At 58.3% G+C, this 15,226-nt stretch carries 13 protein-coding genes; 11 read left to right on the top strand and 2 right to left on the bottom strand.

Going from position 1 to position 15,226, the window contains the following annotated elements; genetic code table 11:
* Positions 1 to 2 precede the first annotated feature (2 nt).
* From MC50_RS14200 to MC50_RS14175, 6 genes are all read left to right on the top strand, one after another.
* Complete coding sequence (locus tag MC50_RS14200) at positions 3 to 1,706, top strand: FAD-dependent oxidoreductase (RefSeq protein ID WP_047664200.1); 1,704 nt, start codon at positions 3 to 5, stop codon at positions 1,704 to 1,706.
* 66 nt (positions 1,707 to 1,772) lie between these two features.
* Positions 1,773 to 2,591, top strand: coding sequence for a sugar phosphate isomerase/epimerase family protein (locus MC50_RS14195; protein ID WP_047664197.1), 819 nt, complete (start codon positions 1,773 to 1,775; stop codon positions 2,589 to 2,591).
* A gap of 10 nt (positions 2,592 to 2,601) precedes the next feature.
* Positions 2,602 to 3,966, top strand: a complete 1,365-nt coding sequence (locus MC50_RS14190; RefSeq protein ID WP_032696546.1) for an MFS transporter — start codon at positions 2,602 to 2,604, stop codon at positions 3,964 to 3,966.
* Positions 3,963 to 4,991 (top strand): Gfo/Idh/MocA family protein, encoded by a 1,029-nt coding sequence (locus tag MC50_RS14185; protein WP_047664195.1) that lies wholly within the window; start codon positions 3,963 to 3,965, stop codon positions 4,989 to 4,991. The genes MC50_RS14190 and MC50_RS14185 overlap by 4 nt, the downstream gene beginning before the upstream one ends.
* Before the next feature lie 448 nt (positions 4,992 to 5,439).
* The gene (locus MC50_RS14180; protein WP_032696548.1) at positions 5,440 to 6,618 is read left to right on the top strand and encodes a Gfo/Idh/MocA family protein; all 1,179 of its coding nucleotides are present in this window, start codon (positions 5,440 to 5,442) and stop codon (positions 6,616 to 6,618) included.
* A gap of 156 nt (positions 6,619 to 6,774) precedes the next feature.
* Positions 6,775 to 8,139: an MFS transporter gene (locus MC50_RS14175; protein ID WP_032696549.1), complete on the top strand. Its 1,365-nt coding sequence runs from the start codon at positions 6,775 to 6,777 to the stop codon at positions 8,137 to 8,139.
* 67 nt (positions 8,140 to 8,206) lie between these two features.
* On the opposite strand, the gene MC50_RS14170 is transcribed toward MC50_RS14175, so the two are convergent.
* Entirely contained in the window at positions 8,207 to 8,698 is a 492-nt protein-coding gene (locus MC50_RS14170) for a YajQ family cyclic di-GMP-binding protein (RefSeq protein WP_004858653.1), read from the bottom strand.
* A gap of 198 nt (positions 8,699 to 8,896) precedes the next feature.
* Here MC50_RS14170 and panE point away from each other — a divergent pair, with 198 nt between their 5' ends.
* Positions 8,897 to 9,808 carry a 2-dehydropantoate 2-reductase gene (gene panE, locus MC50_RS14165; protein WP_032696550.1) on the top strand — a complete coding sequence of 304 codons (912 nt, stop codon included), beginning with the start codon at positions 8,897 to 8,899 and terminating at the stop codon, positions 9,806 to 9,808.
* A complete protein-coding gene (gene yajL / locus MC50_RS14160) occupies positions 9,771 to 10,364 on the top strand; it encodes a protein deglycase YajL (RefSeq protein WP_047664192.1) in 594 nt (197 codons plus the stop codon). Before panE ends, yajL begins: the two co-directional genes overlap by 38 nt.
* Positions 10,365 to 10,432: 68 nt before the next feature.
* Here the strand turns inward: yajL and thiI are convergent, their stop codons facing one another.
* A complete protein-coding gene (thiI, locus tag MC50_RS14155) occupies positions 10,433 to 11,881 on the bottom strand; it encodes a tRNA uracil 4-sulfurtransferase ThiI (protein ID WP_032689256.1) in 1,449 nt (482 codons plus the stop codon).
* Between the two features lie 302 nt (positions 11,882 to 12,183).
* Between thiI and xseB the strand changes: the two genes are divergently transcribed.
* Genes xseB through dxs form a run of 3 tightly spaced genes read left to right on the top strand, consistent with a single transcriptional unit; the run spans position 12,184 to position 15,205 of the window.
* Positions 12,184 to 12,426 (top strand): exodeoxyribonuclease VII small subunit, encoded by a 243-nt coding sequence (xseB, locus tag MC50_RS14150; protein ID WP_032689257.1) that lies wholly within the window; start codon positions 12,184 to 12,186, stop codon positions 12,424 to 12,426.
* Positions 12,427 to 13,326 (top strand): (2E,6E)-farnesyl diphosphate synthase, encoded by a 900-nt coding sequence (gene ispA / locus MC50_RS14145; protein WP_032689258.1) that lies wholly within the window; start codon positions 12,427 to 12,429, stop codon positions 13,324 to 13,326. It abuts the gene before it with no gap.
* A gap of 16 nt (positions 13,327 to 13,342) precedes the next feature.
* Positions 13,343 to 15,205, top strand: coding sequence for a 1-deoxy-D-xylulose-5-phosphate synthase (gene dxs, locus MC50_RS14140; RefSeq protein WP_032689259.1), 1,863 nt, complete (start codon positions 13,343 to 13,345; stop codon positions 15,203 to 15,205).
* Positions 15,206 to 15,226 lie beyond the last annotated feature (21 nt).

The raw sequence follows: 15,226 nt of genomic DNA, 5'->3' as shown, positions 1-15,226 counted from the left end.
AGATGAGCGGGCATAAAAAGGTGGATGTGCTGGTCGTCGGTTCCGGCGCGGCGGGGCTTTCCGCCGCGGTGACCGCCGCCCTCAAGGGCGCCAGCGTCCTGCTGGCCGAGAAAGAGCCGGTCATCGGCGGCACCAGCGCCTGGTCAGGCGGCTGGCTGTGGATACCGCGCAATCCGCTCGCCTGCGAAGAGGGCATTCAGGAGCAAGAGGACGCGCCGCTAACCTATCTGCGGCACGAAATGGGCGGCCAGCCCGCCGATGCCCGCCTGCTCACCTTCCTGCAGCAGGGCCCGGAGATGATCGACTTCTTCCGCCGCCATACGGCGGTGCAATTTCTCTCCGGCAGTAAGATGCCGGATTTTCATATGTCGCCGGGCTATGCCCAGGGGGGACGTTCGGTGACGGCACAACCGTTTGACGGACGCTTGCTTGGCGACTGGTTACATCGTCTGCGCCCGCCGCTGGAAACCATCAGCCTGGCCGGCATGGGCATCGCCGGCGGTAGCGACATGGCGCACTTTTTTAACGCAACCCGCTCCCCGCGATCGGCGTTGTATGCCACCCGGCGTCTGCTGCGCCACGGCTGGCAACGACTGCGAGCAGGCCGCGGGCAGTATCTGGTTAACGGTAACGCGTTGATGGGCCGCCTGCTGCGTTCGGCGCTCGACGCTGGCGTCAGTATTCAATTGAATGCTCCTGTTGCTCGCCTGCTGACATCATCGAGTGGGGTCAGCGGCGCGATACTGCGCAGCGATGATGGCGATATTGAGGTTCACGCCGGCGCCGTAATCCTCGCCTGCGGCGGCTTTCCGCACGATCGCCAACGCCTGGCGCAGCAGGTTCCCCACGCGGCGGACGGCTATGGCCACTTCTCCGCCGCGCCGCCGGGTAATCAGGGGGACGGGATCCGGCTCGGGGAATCGGTCGGCGGTCAGTTCGACGCCTCGCTCAAACACGCCATGGCCTGGGCGCCGGTCTCCCGCGTCACTCTCGCGAGCGGCCTGCAGCTGGTCTTCCCGCACCTGGTTGAACGCGCGAAGCCGGGGTTTATCGCCGTATTGCCCAACGGAAAGCGTTTTACTAATGAAGCCGACTCCTACCACGACTTTATTGCCGCACTGCTGGCCGCAACGCCTGAGGGAGAGCAGCCGGCAGCGTGGCTGCTGGCCGATAGCCGGACGCTGCGCCGCTATGGCCTGGGCCACGCCCGCCCCTTTCCGTTTTCACCCGCGGCATGGCTGCGCACGGGCTATCTCCGCTCGGCACCCACGCTGGAGGCGCTGGCGGAACAGTGTGCCATCGATGGCAGGCAGCTGGTAGAGACGGTGGCCCGTTTTAACGACTACGCCGCGCAAGGAGAGGACCCGGAATTTCAGCGCGGCGTCTCGGCCTATAACCGGGCTCAGGGGGATGCCAGGCATCCTCATCACCCAACGCTGGGCCCGCTGCGCCACGCGCCCTTTTATGCGGTGCGTATTTTACCGGGGTCGCTGGGCTCTTTTAGCGGACTGAAAACCGATGAACAGGCGCGAGTGCTGGATGCGCGCCAGCAGCCGATCGCTGGCCTCTACGCCATTGGCAATGATATGTCGAGCGTGATGCAGGGGTACTACCCCAGCGGCGGTATTACGCTCGGTCCGGCCATGACCTTTGGCTATCTGGTGGGAAAAACACTGGCCGCCAATATAACAAAAACAGCATCGTAACCGACATCTTACCAGGGACGGCAGTACACATAACAACAATCACCTGCAACTGTACCGGAGTCTTTTATGAACATGCGAACCCTGTCCCTCGCCGCGCTCACCGTGCTCGACGTTCCGCCACCGGAACAGGTGCGGATCGCGGCACAAACCGGCTTTACTCATGTCGGCCTGCGTCTGCTCCCTGCCACGCCGACCGATCCTGACTACAATATGCTCGGCGATACCGCGACCATTCGCGCAACCCTCTCTGCGCTGATGGAGACCGGTATTCGCGTATCAGATGTCGAAATCGTCCGTCTGACGAGCGACTTTTCGCTTAATGCCCGCCTGGAAAGCTTTCTGGAAACCGCCGCGCGCCTGGGCGCCCGTCAGGTGCTGGTGGCCGGCAACGATAACCACCTGACCCGCAGCGCTGAAAATCTTGCCGCGCTCGCCGAAGCCGGCCGGGGGTATGGCTTAACCCTGAATCTGGAGCCGATGCCGTGGACCCAGCTACGCACTATCGCTGACGCCAGGCGGCTGATTTCCGCCAGCGGGCGGGCGGACATCGGGATTCTGATCGACGCCATCCACTTCTGGCGCGCGGGAGAGTCGCTCTCCAGCCTCGCCGACCTGCCGCCAGAGTGCCTCAACTATATGCAGCTGTGCGACGCCCCGGCGCAGATTCCCGATAACGAACAGGAACTGATCCACCAGGCCCGCGCCGCGCGGAAAGTACCGGGCGAAGGCGGGCTGGATCTGCATGGTCTGATGTCAGCGCTGCCGACAACGCTGCCGGTATCGCTGGAAGTCCCGTTAAGCGGCGCCCAGGGCGCTCTGCCCGCCCTCAACCGCGCGCAGTTGCTGTTCAATGCCGCGCAGTCTTACCTGCGCCCCTGCGCATAAGGAAAACCCTATGACTCAGATCCAACGCCTGGATGTCAGAGAGTTAATCAACGGTAATCCGCTTAGCCGTTTCCAGAAACTGGTGGTTTTCTTAGGCTTTTGCGTGATTGCCCTCGACGGTTTTGATATTGCGATTATGGGGTTTATCGCCCCGACGCTGAAGCATGAATGGGGGGTAACCAACTACGAGCTCGGCTTCGTCATCAGCGCGGCGCTGATTGGCCTGGCGCTGGGGGCGATCCTCTCAGGCCCGCTAGCCGACTGGCTGGGGCGAAAGAAAATCATCGTCAACAGCGTCTTTTTCTTTGGCTTCTGGACCATCGTCACCGCCTTCTCGCAGAACATCGAACAGATGATTTTTTTCCGTTTTATGACCGGACTGGGGCTCGGTGCGGCGATGCCCAATATCGGCACGCTGGTATCGGAGTATGCCCCCGAGCGCCAGCGCTCATTTCTGATTACGGTGATTTTTTGCGGCTTTACCTTTGGCGCAGCGGCAGGCGGCTTTTCTGCCTCATGGCTAATCCCGCGTTTTGGCTGGCATTCGCTGATGGCGCTCGGCGGGATTCTTCCGCTGCTGTTCGCGCCGTTACTTATCTGGCTGCTGCCGGAGTCGGTGCGCTTTCTGGTGGTTAAACGCGCGCCGGCGGCACGTATCCGGGCGATATTACAACGCCTCTATCCGGGGCAAATCGCGGATAACGCTGAATTCACGCTCCCGGCGCAGCCCGTCAACGCCAACGCCATGCGCCTTGTCCTCTCGCGCCACTACCGCCTCGGCTCGCTGATGTTATGGCTGGTCTATTTTATGGGCCTGTTTCTGGTTTATATCCTCGGCAGCTGGCTGCCGACGCTGGTCAAAGAGGTTGGGCTGACCGTCAGTCAGGCGGCGGTGATGACGGCGATTTATCAGGCCGGCGGCACCGTAGGCTCTCTGTTCGCTGGCTGGCTAATGGATCGCATCAATCCCCATCGGGCGCTGGGGCTGATTTATGCCATCGGCGGCCTGTTTACGATGGCCATGGGCTATGCCGCCGCCAGTTTTGCGCTGTTGTGCCTGCTGGCCTTCGTCAGCGGCGCTTGCCTGAACGGCGCGAATACCGGCATGAATGCGCTCTCCGCCCGCTATTATCCGACCCAGGCGCGCGCGACCGGCTCCAGCTGGATGCACGGCGTCGGCCGAATGGGCGCCATCCTCAGCGCCTTTGCCGGCGCGGAAATGATGGCGCTGAATCTTAGCTTCGAAAACGTCTTTTTAATCCTTGGGATCCCGGCGGCATTAACCGTCGTCGGTCTGGTAGTGAAGGGGCTGTTTGCCAGCGATGCCGAAACGGCCTCCCCTGCCCCTTCCCCCACGCTGAGGAGTCTGTCGTGAGCAAAATACGTCTTGCCGTCATTGGCGCGGGCGCCATCGGACGCAAACATATTGCGGTAATTCGCGCTAACCCACGGGCTGAGCTGGTCGCGCTGGCCGATCCTTCACCCCAGGCGCAGGCGCTGGCGCAATCGCTGGATATCCCAGGGTTTGACAGCGTTGAAGCCCTGCTGGACGCGGTCCAGCCGCAGGGGGTGATTAACGCCACGCCCAATATTCTGCACCTGCCCTGTGCTCTGGCCTGCATCGAACGCGGGATCCCGGTGCTGGTCGAAAAGCCCGTCGCCGACTCGCCGCAACGCGCCAGGGAACTGGTCGATGCCGCTGCTCGCCATCAGGTTGCGGTGCTGGTAGGGCACCACCGGCGGCATAACGCGCTGATCGCTGCGGCGAAGACAGTGATCGACAGCGGCGAACTCGGGCAAATCGTCACCGTCTCCGCGCACTGGGTACTGCAAAAGCCGGATGAGTATTTTGACATTGCCTGGCGACGCGAGCCCGGCGCGGGACCGCTGCTGGTCAATCTGGTCCATGATATTGACCTGATGCGCTATCTGTTTGGCGAAATCGACCAGGCGCAGGCCTTTACCTCCCATGCCGTACGCCGCTTCGCCAATGAAGACAGCGCGGTGGTAAACCTGCGGTTCGCCAGCGGGGCATTAGGTAGCGCGGTACTCACCGATTGCGGCGTAGGCCCGTGGAGCTGGGAGATGAACTCAGGAGAAAATGCGATCTACGCCCATGCGCCGGAAAACTGCTATCTGATTTCCGGTACCGGCGGCGCGCTGGCGATCCCGCAGATGCAGCGGTGGCGCTATGGCGAAGCGCGCGGCTGGCTCCACCCGCTGCTGAGTGACAGGCTTCACGTCGAGGCTATCGATCCCTTCATGCTGCAGCTTGACCACTTTTTGCAGGTCATCACGGGCGAGGAGAAACCGCTGATCGATGCTGCCGATGCGCTGCGCTCACTGGAGATCGTTGCCGCCATTCAGCGGGCGGCAGGCCAGACGACCGGATCCGCATAAACAGATGTCGGCGCAATACCGCATTGCGCCGACTTTCCTGCTGTCTTTACTACGGAAGAAAAAGAAAAATAAGTTTCATTTAAACACAAAATGAAATTACATCGCTCGTTAGCTCAGCGGTTTCACCCGCACTATCACACATCCCTGGCCAGAAACACCAATAAAAATAGGGTTAATCATCTCATTTAATACGCTTTTTAGCCAAATCGTCACTTTTCAGAGGCACACTCGACGGTGAGGATAATCTTGATAATTTTTCGATCCCTCTCTCATAAATAAAAATTTAATTTCATATAATATAGAAAATGAAATAAACATTTTTAAATTTACCTTGTCACTCCTCAGGCGACAGTTTCATCGTCAGGCGTGGCGCCAGGGTCCTGTCCCGCTTCCTGGAGCAGGGAGCGATTTTCATCAGACATCCGTACTTTGTATCAAGGAGAACACCATGTTAAACGGCATGAAACCCCTGTCTCGCTCCCTGCGCTGGGGAATGGTCGGCGGCGGATCCACCAGCCAGATCGGCTACAGCCACCGCTCAGCCGCGCTGCGTGACAATGTCTTTACCTTGCTGGCCGGCGCTTTTGATATTGATGCCGAACGCGGACGTCAGTTTGGTGAACAGCTCGGGATCGCGCCGGGGCGCTGCTATGCCGATTATCAAACGCTGTTCCGCGAAGAGGCGCTGCGCCCTGACGGTATTGAAGTGGTGTCGGTAACCACGCCGAACAATACCCACTTCGCCATTACCAAAGCGGCGCTGGAAGCCGGCCTGCACGTTATCTGCGAAAAACCACTTTGCTTTACCGCCGCGGAAGCCCAGGAGCTGCGGGAGCTGAGCATCAAGCATAACAAAATCGTCGGCGTCACCTACGGCTATGCCGGGTATCAGATGATTCAGCAGGCGCGCCAGATGATTGCCGACGGGCTGCTCGGACAGATTCGAATTATCAATATGCAGTTTGCCCACGGTTTTCATAATGAAGCCGTCGAGCTGCAGGCGGAGTCAACCCGCTGGCGCGTTACGCCGAAGTATGCCGGGCCAAGCTACGTGCTGGGCGACCTGGCAACGCATCCGCTCTTTGTGGCCGAAACGATGGCACCGCACCTCAACATTCGCCGTCTGATGTGTTCCCGCCAGAGTTTCGTTGCATCGCGCGCACCGCTGGAAGATAACGCGTTTGTGCTGATGGAATACGATAACGGCGCCGTCGGCTCAATGTGGACCAGCGCGGTCAATAGCGGCGCCATGCACTCGCAGAAGGTGCGGATCGTCGGTGAGAAAGCCAGCATCGAGTGGTGGGATGAGCATCCTAACCAGCTCAGCTACGAGGTACAAGGTGAGCCGGCGCGGGTACTTGAGCGCGGCATGCCCTATCTCAGCGCCGCGGCCCTGGCAGACGATCGTATCGGCGGCGGCCACCCGGAGGGACTGTTTGAAGCGTGGGCAAACCTCTACCGGCGCTATGCGATAGCCATCGATGCGATGGATCGGGGCGATCGCGCGTTTCTGGAGAGCTTCTGGTACCCGGACGTTGAAGCAGGTCTGCACGGCGTCTACTGGGTGGAGCAATGCGTGAAATCCGCCGACGCCGGCAGCCAATGGGTTGACTTTAATTTACAATAAATGCCATCAACCAGTGGGGCCTTCTCCACTGGTTTCTTTGTTTTCCCCGCGTTTACCTCATCATGCAACACAGCGGTAATATCTGTTAAACAAACATTTATTTACGCTTCTGCCTGCCACCACTACACTAGTCGCAGTTTTTAGATTGAGGTGGTAATGAACGACAATAAAATGACGCCAGGTGAACTGCGCGCGACCTGGGGTCTGGGGACCGTATTCTCGCTGCGTATGCTCGGCATGTTTATGGTTCTGCCGGTTTTGACCACCTATGGCATGGCGTTACAGGGCGCCAGCGAAGCGCTGATTGGCCTGGCTATTGGTATCTATGGTCTGGCACAGGCCGTATTCCAGATTCCCTTCGGCCTGCTTTCCGACCGTATTGGTCGTAAACCGCTGATTGTCGGCGGACTGTTAATCTTCGTTATCGGTAGCGTCATCGCCGCGCTCAGCGACTCCATCTGGGGCATCATTCTTGGGCGCGCGCTGCAGGGTTCCGGCGCCATTGCCGCAGCGGTCATGGCGCTCCTCTCCGATTTAACCCGCGAACAGAACCGTACGAAGGCGATGGCCTTTATCGGCGTCAGTTTTGGCGTTACTTTTGCCATCGCCATGGTGCTGGGGCCGATTATTACTCACCAGCTCGGCCTGCATGCGCTGTTCTGGATGATCGCCATCCTCGCGACGATCGGCATCCTGCTGACGCTGTGGGTGGTGCCCAACAGCCATAATCACGTGCTGAACCGTGAATCAGGGATGGTCAAAGGCTGCTTTAGCAAAGTGCTTGCTGAGCCGAAACTACTGAAGCTCAACTTCGGCATTATGTGCCTGCATATCATGCTGATGTCCACCTTTGTTGCCCTGCCTGGGCAGCTGGAAGCCGCCGGTTTCCCCGCCGCCGAGCACTGGAAAATTTACCTGGTCACCATGCTGATTTCGTTTGTTTCGGTGGTGCCGTTTATCATCTATGCCGAAGTGAAGCGCAAGATGAAACACGTGTTCCTGTTCTGCGTCGCGCTGCTGCTGGTGGCCGAAATCGTCCTGTGGGGCGCAGGCGGCTATTTCTGGGAACTGGTCGCCGGCGTTCAGCTGTTCTTCCTCGCCTTTAACCTGCTGGAAGCCCTGCTCCCCTCTTTAATCAGTAAAGAGTCGCCGGCGGGCTATAAAGGTACCGCGATGGGCATCTATTCGACCAGCCAGTTCCTTGGCGTGGCGATTGGCGGCGCGCTGGGAGGCTGGGTAGACGGCTTCTTTGATTCGCAAACCGTATTCTTGCTTGGCGCGCTGCTGGCGATGCTGTGGCTGCTGGTTGCCGGGACGATGAGCGAACCGCCGTACGTCAGCAGCCTGCGGGTTGAAATTCCCGGTGATGTGGTGGCCGATAGCGCGCTGCAGGAGCGTCTGCAGAGCACCGATGGGGTAAAACAGGTTCTGGTGGTGCCCGACGAACGGTCGGTGTATATCAAAATCGACAGCAAGGTGACCAACCGCTTCGAAATTGAGCAGGCCATCAAAGGGGTATAAAAAAAGCGGGGAAATCCCCGCTTTTTTATTGGCCGACCTTTGCAGATGATACGCCAGCAGCCCCGACTTAGTCGCGGAAGTTTTTGAACTGGAACGGCTGTCCCAGGTCGCCACCGCGCACCAGCGCCATCACCGCCTGCAGATCGTCGCGCGCTTTACCGGTGACGCGAATCTCTTCGCCCTGAATTTGCGCCTGCACCTTCAGCTTGCTGTCTTTGATCAGCTTGACGATTTTTTTCTGCGTCGCGCTCTCAATCCCCTGCTTCAGCTTCGCATCGACAAACCAGGTTTTCCCGCTGTGTACGAACTCGTCCGGCACTTCGATAGAACTGCCTTCAATGCCGCGTTTTAACAGCTTCGCACGCAGAATATCCAGCAGCTGGTTAATCTGGAAATCAGATTCGCTGAGGACCTTGATGGTCTCGTTTTTTTCGTTCAGTTCGAAGCTCGCTTCAACGTTACGAAAATCAAAACGCGACTCCACTTCACGGGTCGCATTCTCTACGGCGTTTCGAACTTCCTGAAGATCGACTTCAGAGACAATATCGAAAGATGGCATCTTTTCCTCTCCTTCTGTTTCTTTTGCGTTGCATAATACCCGCAACGCGACATAACTCAACTGGTTATCCCGCAAGCATAGCCGATGTTCCGATGCTCAATGCACGCCAGGCCACCGAGGTGTGGGCTGCAGCCGGCAGCGCAACGAGTATATACTTTAGCTATAAATGCCTGGGGTAGTCGCAGGTGAGGAGGAAGAATGAAAGTAACCGTACTCGGATGCGGTGCGCTGGGGCAGCTATGGCTAACCGCGTTATGCAAACACGGACACGATGTCCAGGGCTGGTTACGCGTCCCACAACCCTTTTGTAGCGTCAATCTGATCGAGACTGACGGGACGATTTTTAATGAGTCGTTAACCGCCAACGATCCTGACTTTCTCGCCAGCAGCGACCTGCTGCTGGTGACGCTAAAAGCCTGGCAGGTCTCCAACGCGGTAAAAAATCTGGCGCAAACTCTCCCCGCCTCGTCGCCGATCCTGCTTATCCATAACGGGATGGGGACCGTCGATGAACTGAAAGGCGTGCAGCAGCCGCTGCTGCTGGGCTCGACAACCCAGGCCGCACGCCGCGACGGCAACGTCATTGTGCACGTCGCCAACGGCACGACGCATATCGGCCCGGCGAAAGACTATCCGCAGGATTACAGCGACCTTGCCGATACCCTGCAAAGCGTCCTGCCGGACGTCGCCTGGCACAATAATATCCGCCCGGCAACGTGGAGCAAGCTGGCGGTTAACTGCGTGATTAACCCGCTGACGGCGCTGAAAGAGTGCCACAACGGCGATTTGCGCGACTATCCGCAGGAAGTTGAGGTCATCTGCCGGGAGGTCGCTGCGGTCATGGAGCGCGAAGGTATTCATACTTCACCGGAAAACCTGTTATTTTATGTCCATCAGGTAATTGAAAGTACGGCAGAAAATATCTCTTCGATGTTGCAGGATATCCGCGCGCAGCGTCGTACGGAAATCGACTATATCACCGGTTTTCTACTGAAGCGCGCCCGCGCTCACGGCCTTGCCGTACCGGAAAACGCCCGTTTGTTTGAACTGGTAAAGCGTAAGGAGAATGAATATGAGCGCGTCGGCACTGATTTGCCTCGCCCCTGGTAGCGAAGAGACCGAAGCGGTCACCACAATGGATTTACTGGTCCGCGGCGGCGTGCAGGTCACCACGGCCAGCGTCGCCAGCGATGGCGGCCTGACTATCGTCTGCTCGCGAGGCGTCAAGCTGCTGGCGGATGCGCCGCTGGTAGAGGTCGCCGACGGCGATTATGACATTATCGTCCTTCCCGGTGGGATAAAAGGCGCGGAGTATTTCCGCGACAGCCCGCTGCTGGTGGAAACGGTCCGCCAGTTTCATCTTTCCGGACGCATTGTCGCCGCCATCTGCGCGGCGGCGGCGACCGTACTGGTGCCGCATAACCTTTTCCCAATCGGCAATATGACCGGTTTTCCGGCCCTCAAGGAGGGTATCCCTGAAGAGCAGTGGCAGGACAAGCGCGTGGTCTGGGACCCGCGGGTCAACCTGCTCACCAGCCAGGGGCCAGGAACATCCATTGATTTTGCGCTCAAAATGATCGACCTGCTGGTCGGGCGTGAAAAAGCCCATGAGGTTGCGTCACAGCTGGTGATGGCGGCGGGAATTTATAACTACTACGAAGCCTGATTTGGCGAAACGGTCGCCCGGATAAGGCAGGAGCGCCGCTATCCGGGATGACCGTGATTGTTCGCGGTTTACGGGCGGTAAACCTTCACATTCTCAAAGCCCTGCTCACGCAGGTACAGCGCCTGCAGGCGGCTCATCACGCCGCGTTCGCACCACAGCAGCCAGGTTTTGCTCTGGTCGAGATTGCCGAACTGGGTGCTCAGCTTGTAGAACGGTAATGACACAACGTCAACGCCTTCAACCTTCAGCGGCTTTTCATCCTGTTCGTCTACAGAACGAATATCCAGAATGACGTCGTTCGGGCTAAAGCCGGTCACGGTTTCAACTTCCACCACTTCCTGCTGAGTCTGCTGGGCGATATCGCGAATATCCACGTTATTCGCTTCCGCCACCACTTTATCGAGGATGCTAAAGTCGAAGTTCTCTTCTTCTGCTTCAATCTTCGCCTTCACCGCTTTCACGGTCGGGCTCTTCGAAATCACGCCGCAATACTCCGGCATGGTGCGGGCAAAATCTTCGGTACCGATTTCACGGGCCAGGTCGATGATGTGCTCTTTATCGTGCGAAATCAGCGGACGCAGAATCAGGGTGTCGGAGACATTGTCAATCAGACGCAGGTTGGTCAGAGTCTGGCTGGACACCTGGCCCAGCGCTTCGCCGGTCACCAGCGCCTGCACGCCATAGCGCTCGGCTACTTTCGACGCCGCACGGATCATCATGCGCTTCAGCACCACGCCCATCTGGCCATCGTCGACTTTCTCGAGGATCTCCCCCACGACCGGTTCGAAGTTAATCGCCACGAAACGAACGCGGTGCGAGCTGCCGAAGCGGTTCCACAGGTAGTGCGCCACCTGACGAACGCCAATTTCATGCGCCGCGCCGCCAAGATTAAAGAAGCAGTAGTGCACGCGACAACCGCGACGCATCAGCATGTAGCTGGATACGCCGGAGTCGAAGCCGCCGGAAATCAGCGACAGCACATCTTCCTGAGTGCCGATCGGGAAACCACCGATCCCTTCGTAGCGCCCTTTTACCAGCAGCAGACGATCGTTTTCAATTTCCAGATTGACCGTAATATCCGGGTCAGTCAGCTTCACGCGCGCCGTTTCGATATGCTGGTTCAGGCCACCGCCGACGTAGCGTTCCACTTCGATAGAGGTAAACTCATGCTTGCCGCGACGTTTTACGCGCACGCAGAAGGTTTTGCCTTCCAGCGCTTCACGCCACAGCGGCAACGTTTTCTCAAAAATATCGTGCAGTGAGGTAAACGGGACGTCTTCGACTTCCAGAATATGGTGGATACCCGGGATTCGGGTCAGCGCATCGCGAATAATCGGACGCTGATTTTCGTCTTTCGCGCGAACTTCGATATGATCCCAATGACGAACGACAGCAAGCGTCTCATCATAGTTTTTGAGAACGTTACGAATGTTCCCGGTTAAGATCTTAATGAAGCGCAATCTCACGGATTGGCTTTTGATGGTGATTTCCGGGAACAATTTAATGATAAACTTCATGGCGACAATAGTTCGTTGGCAAGCCCGACGGGGCTTTAAGCAAAAGTTGTACTGCAGTGCACCGCGGTGCCTGCATCCAGGGAGCGCAGTATATCACCATTGAGTACATTGCGCCTCGCATTGCGCGTTTTACATAAAATCATTCAGGATGCTCCCGCGCGACGGGGGCATAACCCACTTGCCAGCCACCCGTTTGCGCGCTTTCGGCAACGATTCCGCGAAAGGATGAGGTGTATATTTGCTTAACCACGTGACTTCGTTACCATATTGGTGTCGCGACATTACAAGAGTCTATATTCACTATGCCAAAGAAAAATGAGGCCCCGGCCAGCTTTGAAACCGCCCTGGGCGAGCTGGAGCAGATTGTTAATCGTCTGGAAAGCGGCGCGCTGCCGTTAGAAGAGGCGCTCAGCGAATTTGAGCGCGGCGTACAGCTGGCGCGTCAGGGGCAGGCCCGATTGCAGCAGGCCGAACAGCGCGTCCAGATTCTGCTGGCCGACAGCGAGGATAGCCCGCTGACGCCGTTGACACCGGATGCTGAATAAATGGACTTCTCGCAACAATTACACGCTTGCGTTGAGCAGGCCAACGACGCGCTACGCCGTTTCCTCGCTCCGCTGCCTTTTCAGAACACTCCACTGGTTGAAGCCATGCAGTACGGCGCACTATTAGGCGGAAAACGCCTGCGTCCGTTCCTCGTCTATGCCACCGGCGAAATGTTCGGCGTCAGCCGGACAACGCTGGACGCGCCGGCCGCCGCCGTCGAATGCATCCATGCTTACTCTCTGATGCATGACGATCTGCCCGCTATGGACGACGACGATCTGCGCCGCGGTCTGCCGACCTGCCACATTAAATTTGGCGAAGCGAACGCAATTCTTGCCGGAGATGCCCTACAAACGCTGGCATTTTCTATACTGAGTGATGCGCCGATGCCTGAAGTGCCGGACAGCGATCGTCTGGCGATGGTTTCGACGCTGGCTCACGCCAGCGGCGTCGCCGGAATGTGCGGCGGACAGGCGCTGGATCTGGAAGCCGAAGGTCATCAGGTTGACCTGCAGGCGCTGGAGCGGATTCATCGCCACAAAACCGGCGCGCTGATCTGCGCCGCGGTGCGCATGGGCGCGCTGAGCGCAGGTGAACGCGGCCGCGCGGCCCTGCCGGCGCTCGATCGCTTTGCGCAAAATATCGGTCTCGCCTTCCAGGTCCAGGATGACATTCTTGACGTGGTAGGGGATACTGCGACCCTTGGCAAACGTCAGGGAGCTGACCAGCAGCTAGGCAAAAGTACCTATCCTGCGCTTCTGGGACTTGAACAAGCGCGTAAAAAAGCGCATGACCTGATTGAAGACGCCCGTCAGTCGCTGAGTGAGCTGGCCGCGCAATCTCTGGATACTACGGCACTGGAAGCGCTCGCGAATTACATAATTCAGCGCGATAAATAAACAATAAGAGTCTCTGATGAGTTTTGATATTGCCAAATACCCGACCCTGGCACTGGTGGATTCCACCCAGGAGTTGCGTTTGTTGCCGAAAGACAGCCTGCCGAAACTGTGCGACGAACTCCGGCGCTACCTGCTGGACAGCGTCAGCCGTTCCAGCGGGCATTTTGCCTCCGGCCTCGGCACGGTCGAACTGACCGTGGCGCTTCACTACGTCTATAACACGCCTTTTGACCGTTTAATTTGGGACGTGGGCCACCAGGCCTACCCGCATAAAATTCTGACCGGGCGCCGCGATAAAATCGGCACCATTCGTCAGAAAGGCGGGCTGCATCCGTTCCCGTGGCGCGGCGAAAGCGAATATGACGTCCTGAGCGTCGGCCACTCATCAACCTCCATTTCTGCGGGTATCGGAGTGGCGATTGCCGCGGCGAAAGAAGACAAACAGCGGCGTGCGGTCTGCGTCATTGGCGACGGTGCCATTACCGCAGGTATGGCGTTTGAGGCGATGAACCACGCGGGCGATATCAAACCCGATCTGCTGGTGGTGCTGAACGACAACGAAATGTCGATCTCCGAAAATGTCGGCGCGCTGAATAATCATCTGGCGCAGCTGCTCTCCGGAAAACTGTACTCTACGCTGCGCGAAGGCGGTAAAAAGGTCTTCTCCGGCGTGCCGCCGATTAAAGAGCTGCTCAAACGTACCGAAGAACATCTCAAAGGAATGGTCGTTCCCGGAACTCTGTTTGAAGAGCTGGGCTTTAACTACATCGGCCCGGTGGACGGTCACGATGTACTCGGTCTGGTCAATACGCTGAAAAATATGCGCGACCTGAAAGGGCCGCAGTTCCTGCATATTATGACCAAAAAAGGTCGCGGCTATGAGCCGGCGGAAAAAGACCCGATTACCTTCCACGCGGTGCCGAAATTTGACCATACCAGCGGAGTCCTGCCGAAAAGCAGCGGCGGCCTGCCCTCCTACTCGAAAATTTTTGGCGACTGGCTGTGCGAAACCGCGGCGAAAGACAGCAAGCTGATGGCCGTTACGCCGGCTATGCGCGAAGGCTCGGGCATGGTCGAGTTTTCCAGAAAATACCCTGACCAGTATTTCGATGTGGCGATTGCGGAACAGCACGCGGTGACGTTTGCCGCCGGCCTGGCGATCGGCGACTACAAGCCGGTGGTGGCTATCTACTCTACCTTCCTGCAGCGCGCCTACGATCAGCTGATCCACGATGTCGCTATCCAGAAGCTGCCGGTTCTGTTTGCCATCGACCGCGCGGGAATCGTCGGCGCCGACGGACAAACGCACCAGGGTGCATTCGATCTCTCCTTCCTGCGCTGTATCCCGGATATGGTGATCATGACGCCGAGCGACGAAAACGAGTGCCGTCAGATGCTCTACACCGGCTATCACTACAATGAAGGGCCGAGCGCGGTTCGCTACCCGCGCGGCACCGGCACCGGCGCCACGCTGGAGCCGCTGGCTTCACTGCCGATCGGCAAAGGCGTGGTGAAACGCACGGGCGAAAAGGTGGCGATACTCAACTTCGGCACTCTGCTGCCGGAAGCGGCGCAGGTGGCAGACAAGCTCAACGCCACGCTGGTCGATATGCGTTTTGTCAAACCCCTTGATGATGCGCTTATTTTGCAGCTTGCCGCCGACCACGATGTGCTGGTAACCGTGGAAGAGAATGCCATTATGGGCGGCGCGGGTAGCGGCGTGAATGAGCTGCTGATGGCCCATCGCCGTGTGGTTCCGGTGCTGAATATCGGCCTGCCGGACTTCTTTATTCCCCAGGGAACCCAGGAAGAAGTGCGCGCCGACCTCGGCCTTGATGCCGCCGGTATCGAAGCCAAAATCACCGCCTGGCTGGTCTGAATCCTCTCCGCTAACGGCGCC

The sequence above is a fragment of the Klebsiella planticola genome (genome assembly GCF_000783935.2).
GTDB lineage: Bacteria > Pseudomonadota > Gammaproteobacteria > Enterobacterales > Enterobacteriaceae > Klebsiella > Klebsiella planticola.
Note: the sequence above shows the minus strand (reverse complement) of the source record. Positions and strands in the feature narration are given on the sequence as shown.

What these genes read in the sequence shown, in the direction of transcription:
- MC50_RS14200 (WP_047664200.1), top strand. Translation starts at nt 3, where the DNA reads ATGAGCGGGCATAAAAAGGTGGATGTGCTGGTCGTCGGTTCCGGCGCG.
- MC50_RS14195 (WP_047664197.1), top strand. Translation starts at nt 1,773, where the DNA reads ATGAACATGCGAACCCTGTCCCTCGCCGCGCTCACCGTGCTCGACGTT.
- MC50_RS14190 (WP_032696546.1), top strand. Translation starts at nt 2,602, where the DNA reads ATGACTCAGATCCAACGCCTGGATGTCAGAGAGTTAATCAACGGTAAT.
- MC50_RS14180 (WP_032696548.1), top strand. Translation starts at nt 5,440, where the DNA reads ATGTTAAACGGCATGAAACCCCTGTCTCGCTCCCTGCGCTGGGGAATG.
- MC50_RS14175 (WP_032696549.1), top strand. Translation starts at nt 6,775, where the DNA reads ATGAACGACAATAAAATGACGCCAGGTGAACTGCGCGCGACCTGGGGT.
- MC50_RS14170 (WP_004858653.1), bottom strand. Translation starts at nt 8,698, where the DNA reads ATGCCATCTTTCGATATTGTCTCTGAAGTCGATCTTCAGGAAGTTCGA.
- panE (WP_032696550.1), top strand. Translation starts at nt 8,897, where the DNA reads ATGAAAGTAACCGTACTCGGATGCGGTGCGCTGGGGCAGCTATGGCTA.
- yajL (WP_047664192.1), top strand. Translation starts at nt 9,771, where the DNA reads ATGAGCGCGTCGGCACTGATTTGCCTCGCCCCTGGTAGCGAAGAGACC.
- thiI (WP_032689256.1), bottom strand. Translation starts at nt 11,881, where the DNA reads ATGAAGTTTATCATTAAATTGTTCCCGGAAATCACCATCAAAAGCCAA.
- xseB (WP_032689257.1), top strand. Translation starts at nt 12,184, where the DNA reads ATGCCAAAGAAAAATGAGGCCCCGGCCAGCTTTGAAACCGCCCTGGGC.
- ispA (WP_032689258.1), top strand. Translation starts at nt 12,427, where the DNA reads ATGGACTTCTCGCAACAATTACACGCTTGCGTTGAGCAGGCCAACGAC.
- dxs (WP_032689259.1), top strand. Translation starts at nt 13,343, where the DNA reads ATGAGTTTTGATATTGCCAAATACCCGACCCTGGCACTGGTGGATTCC.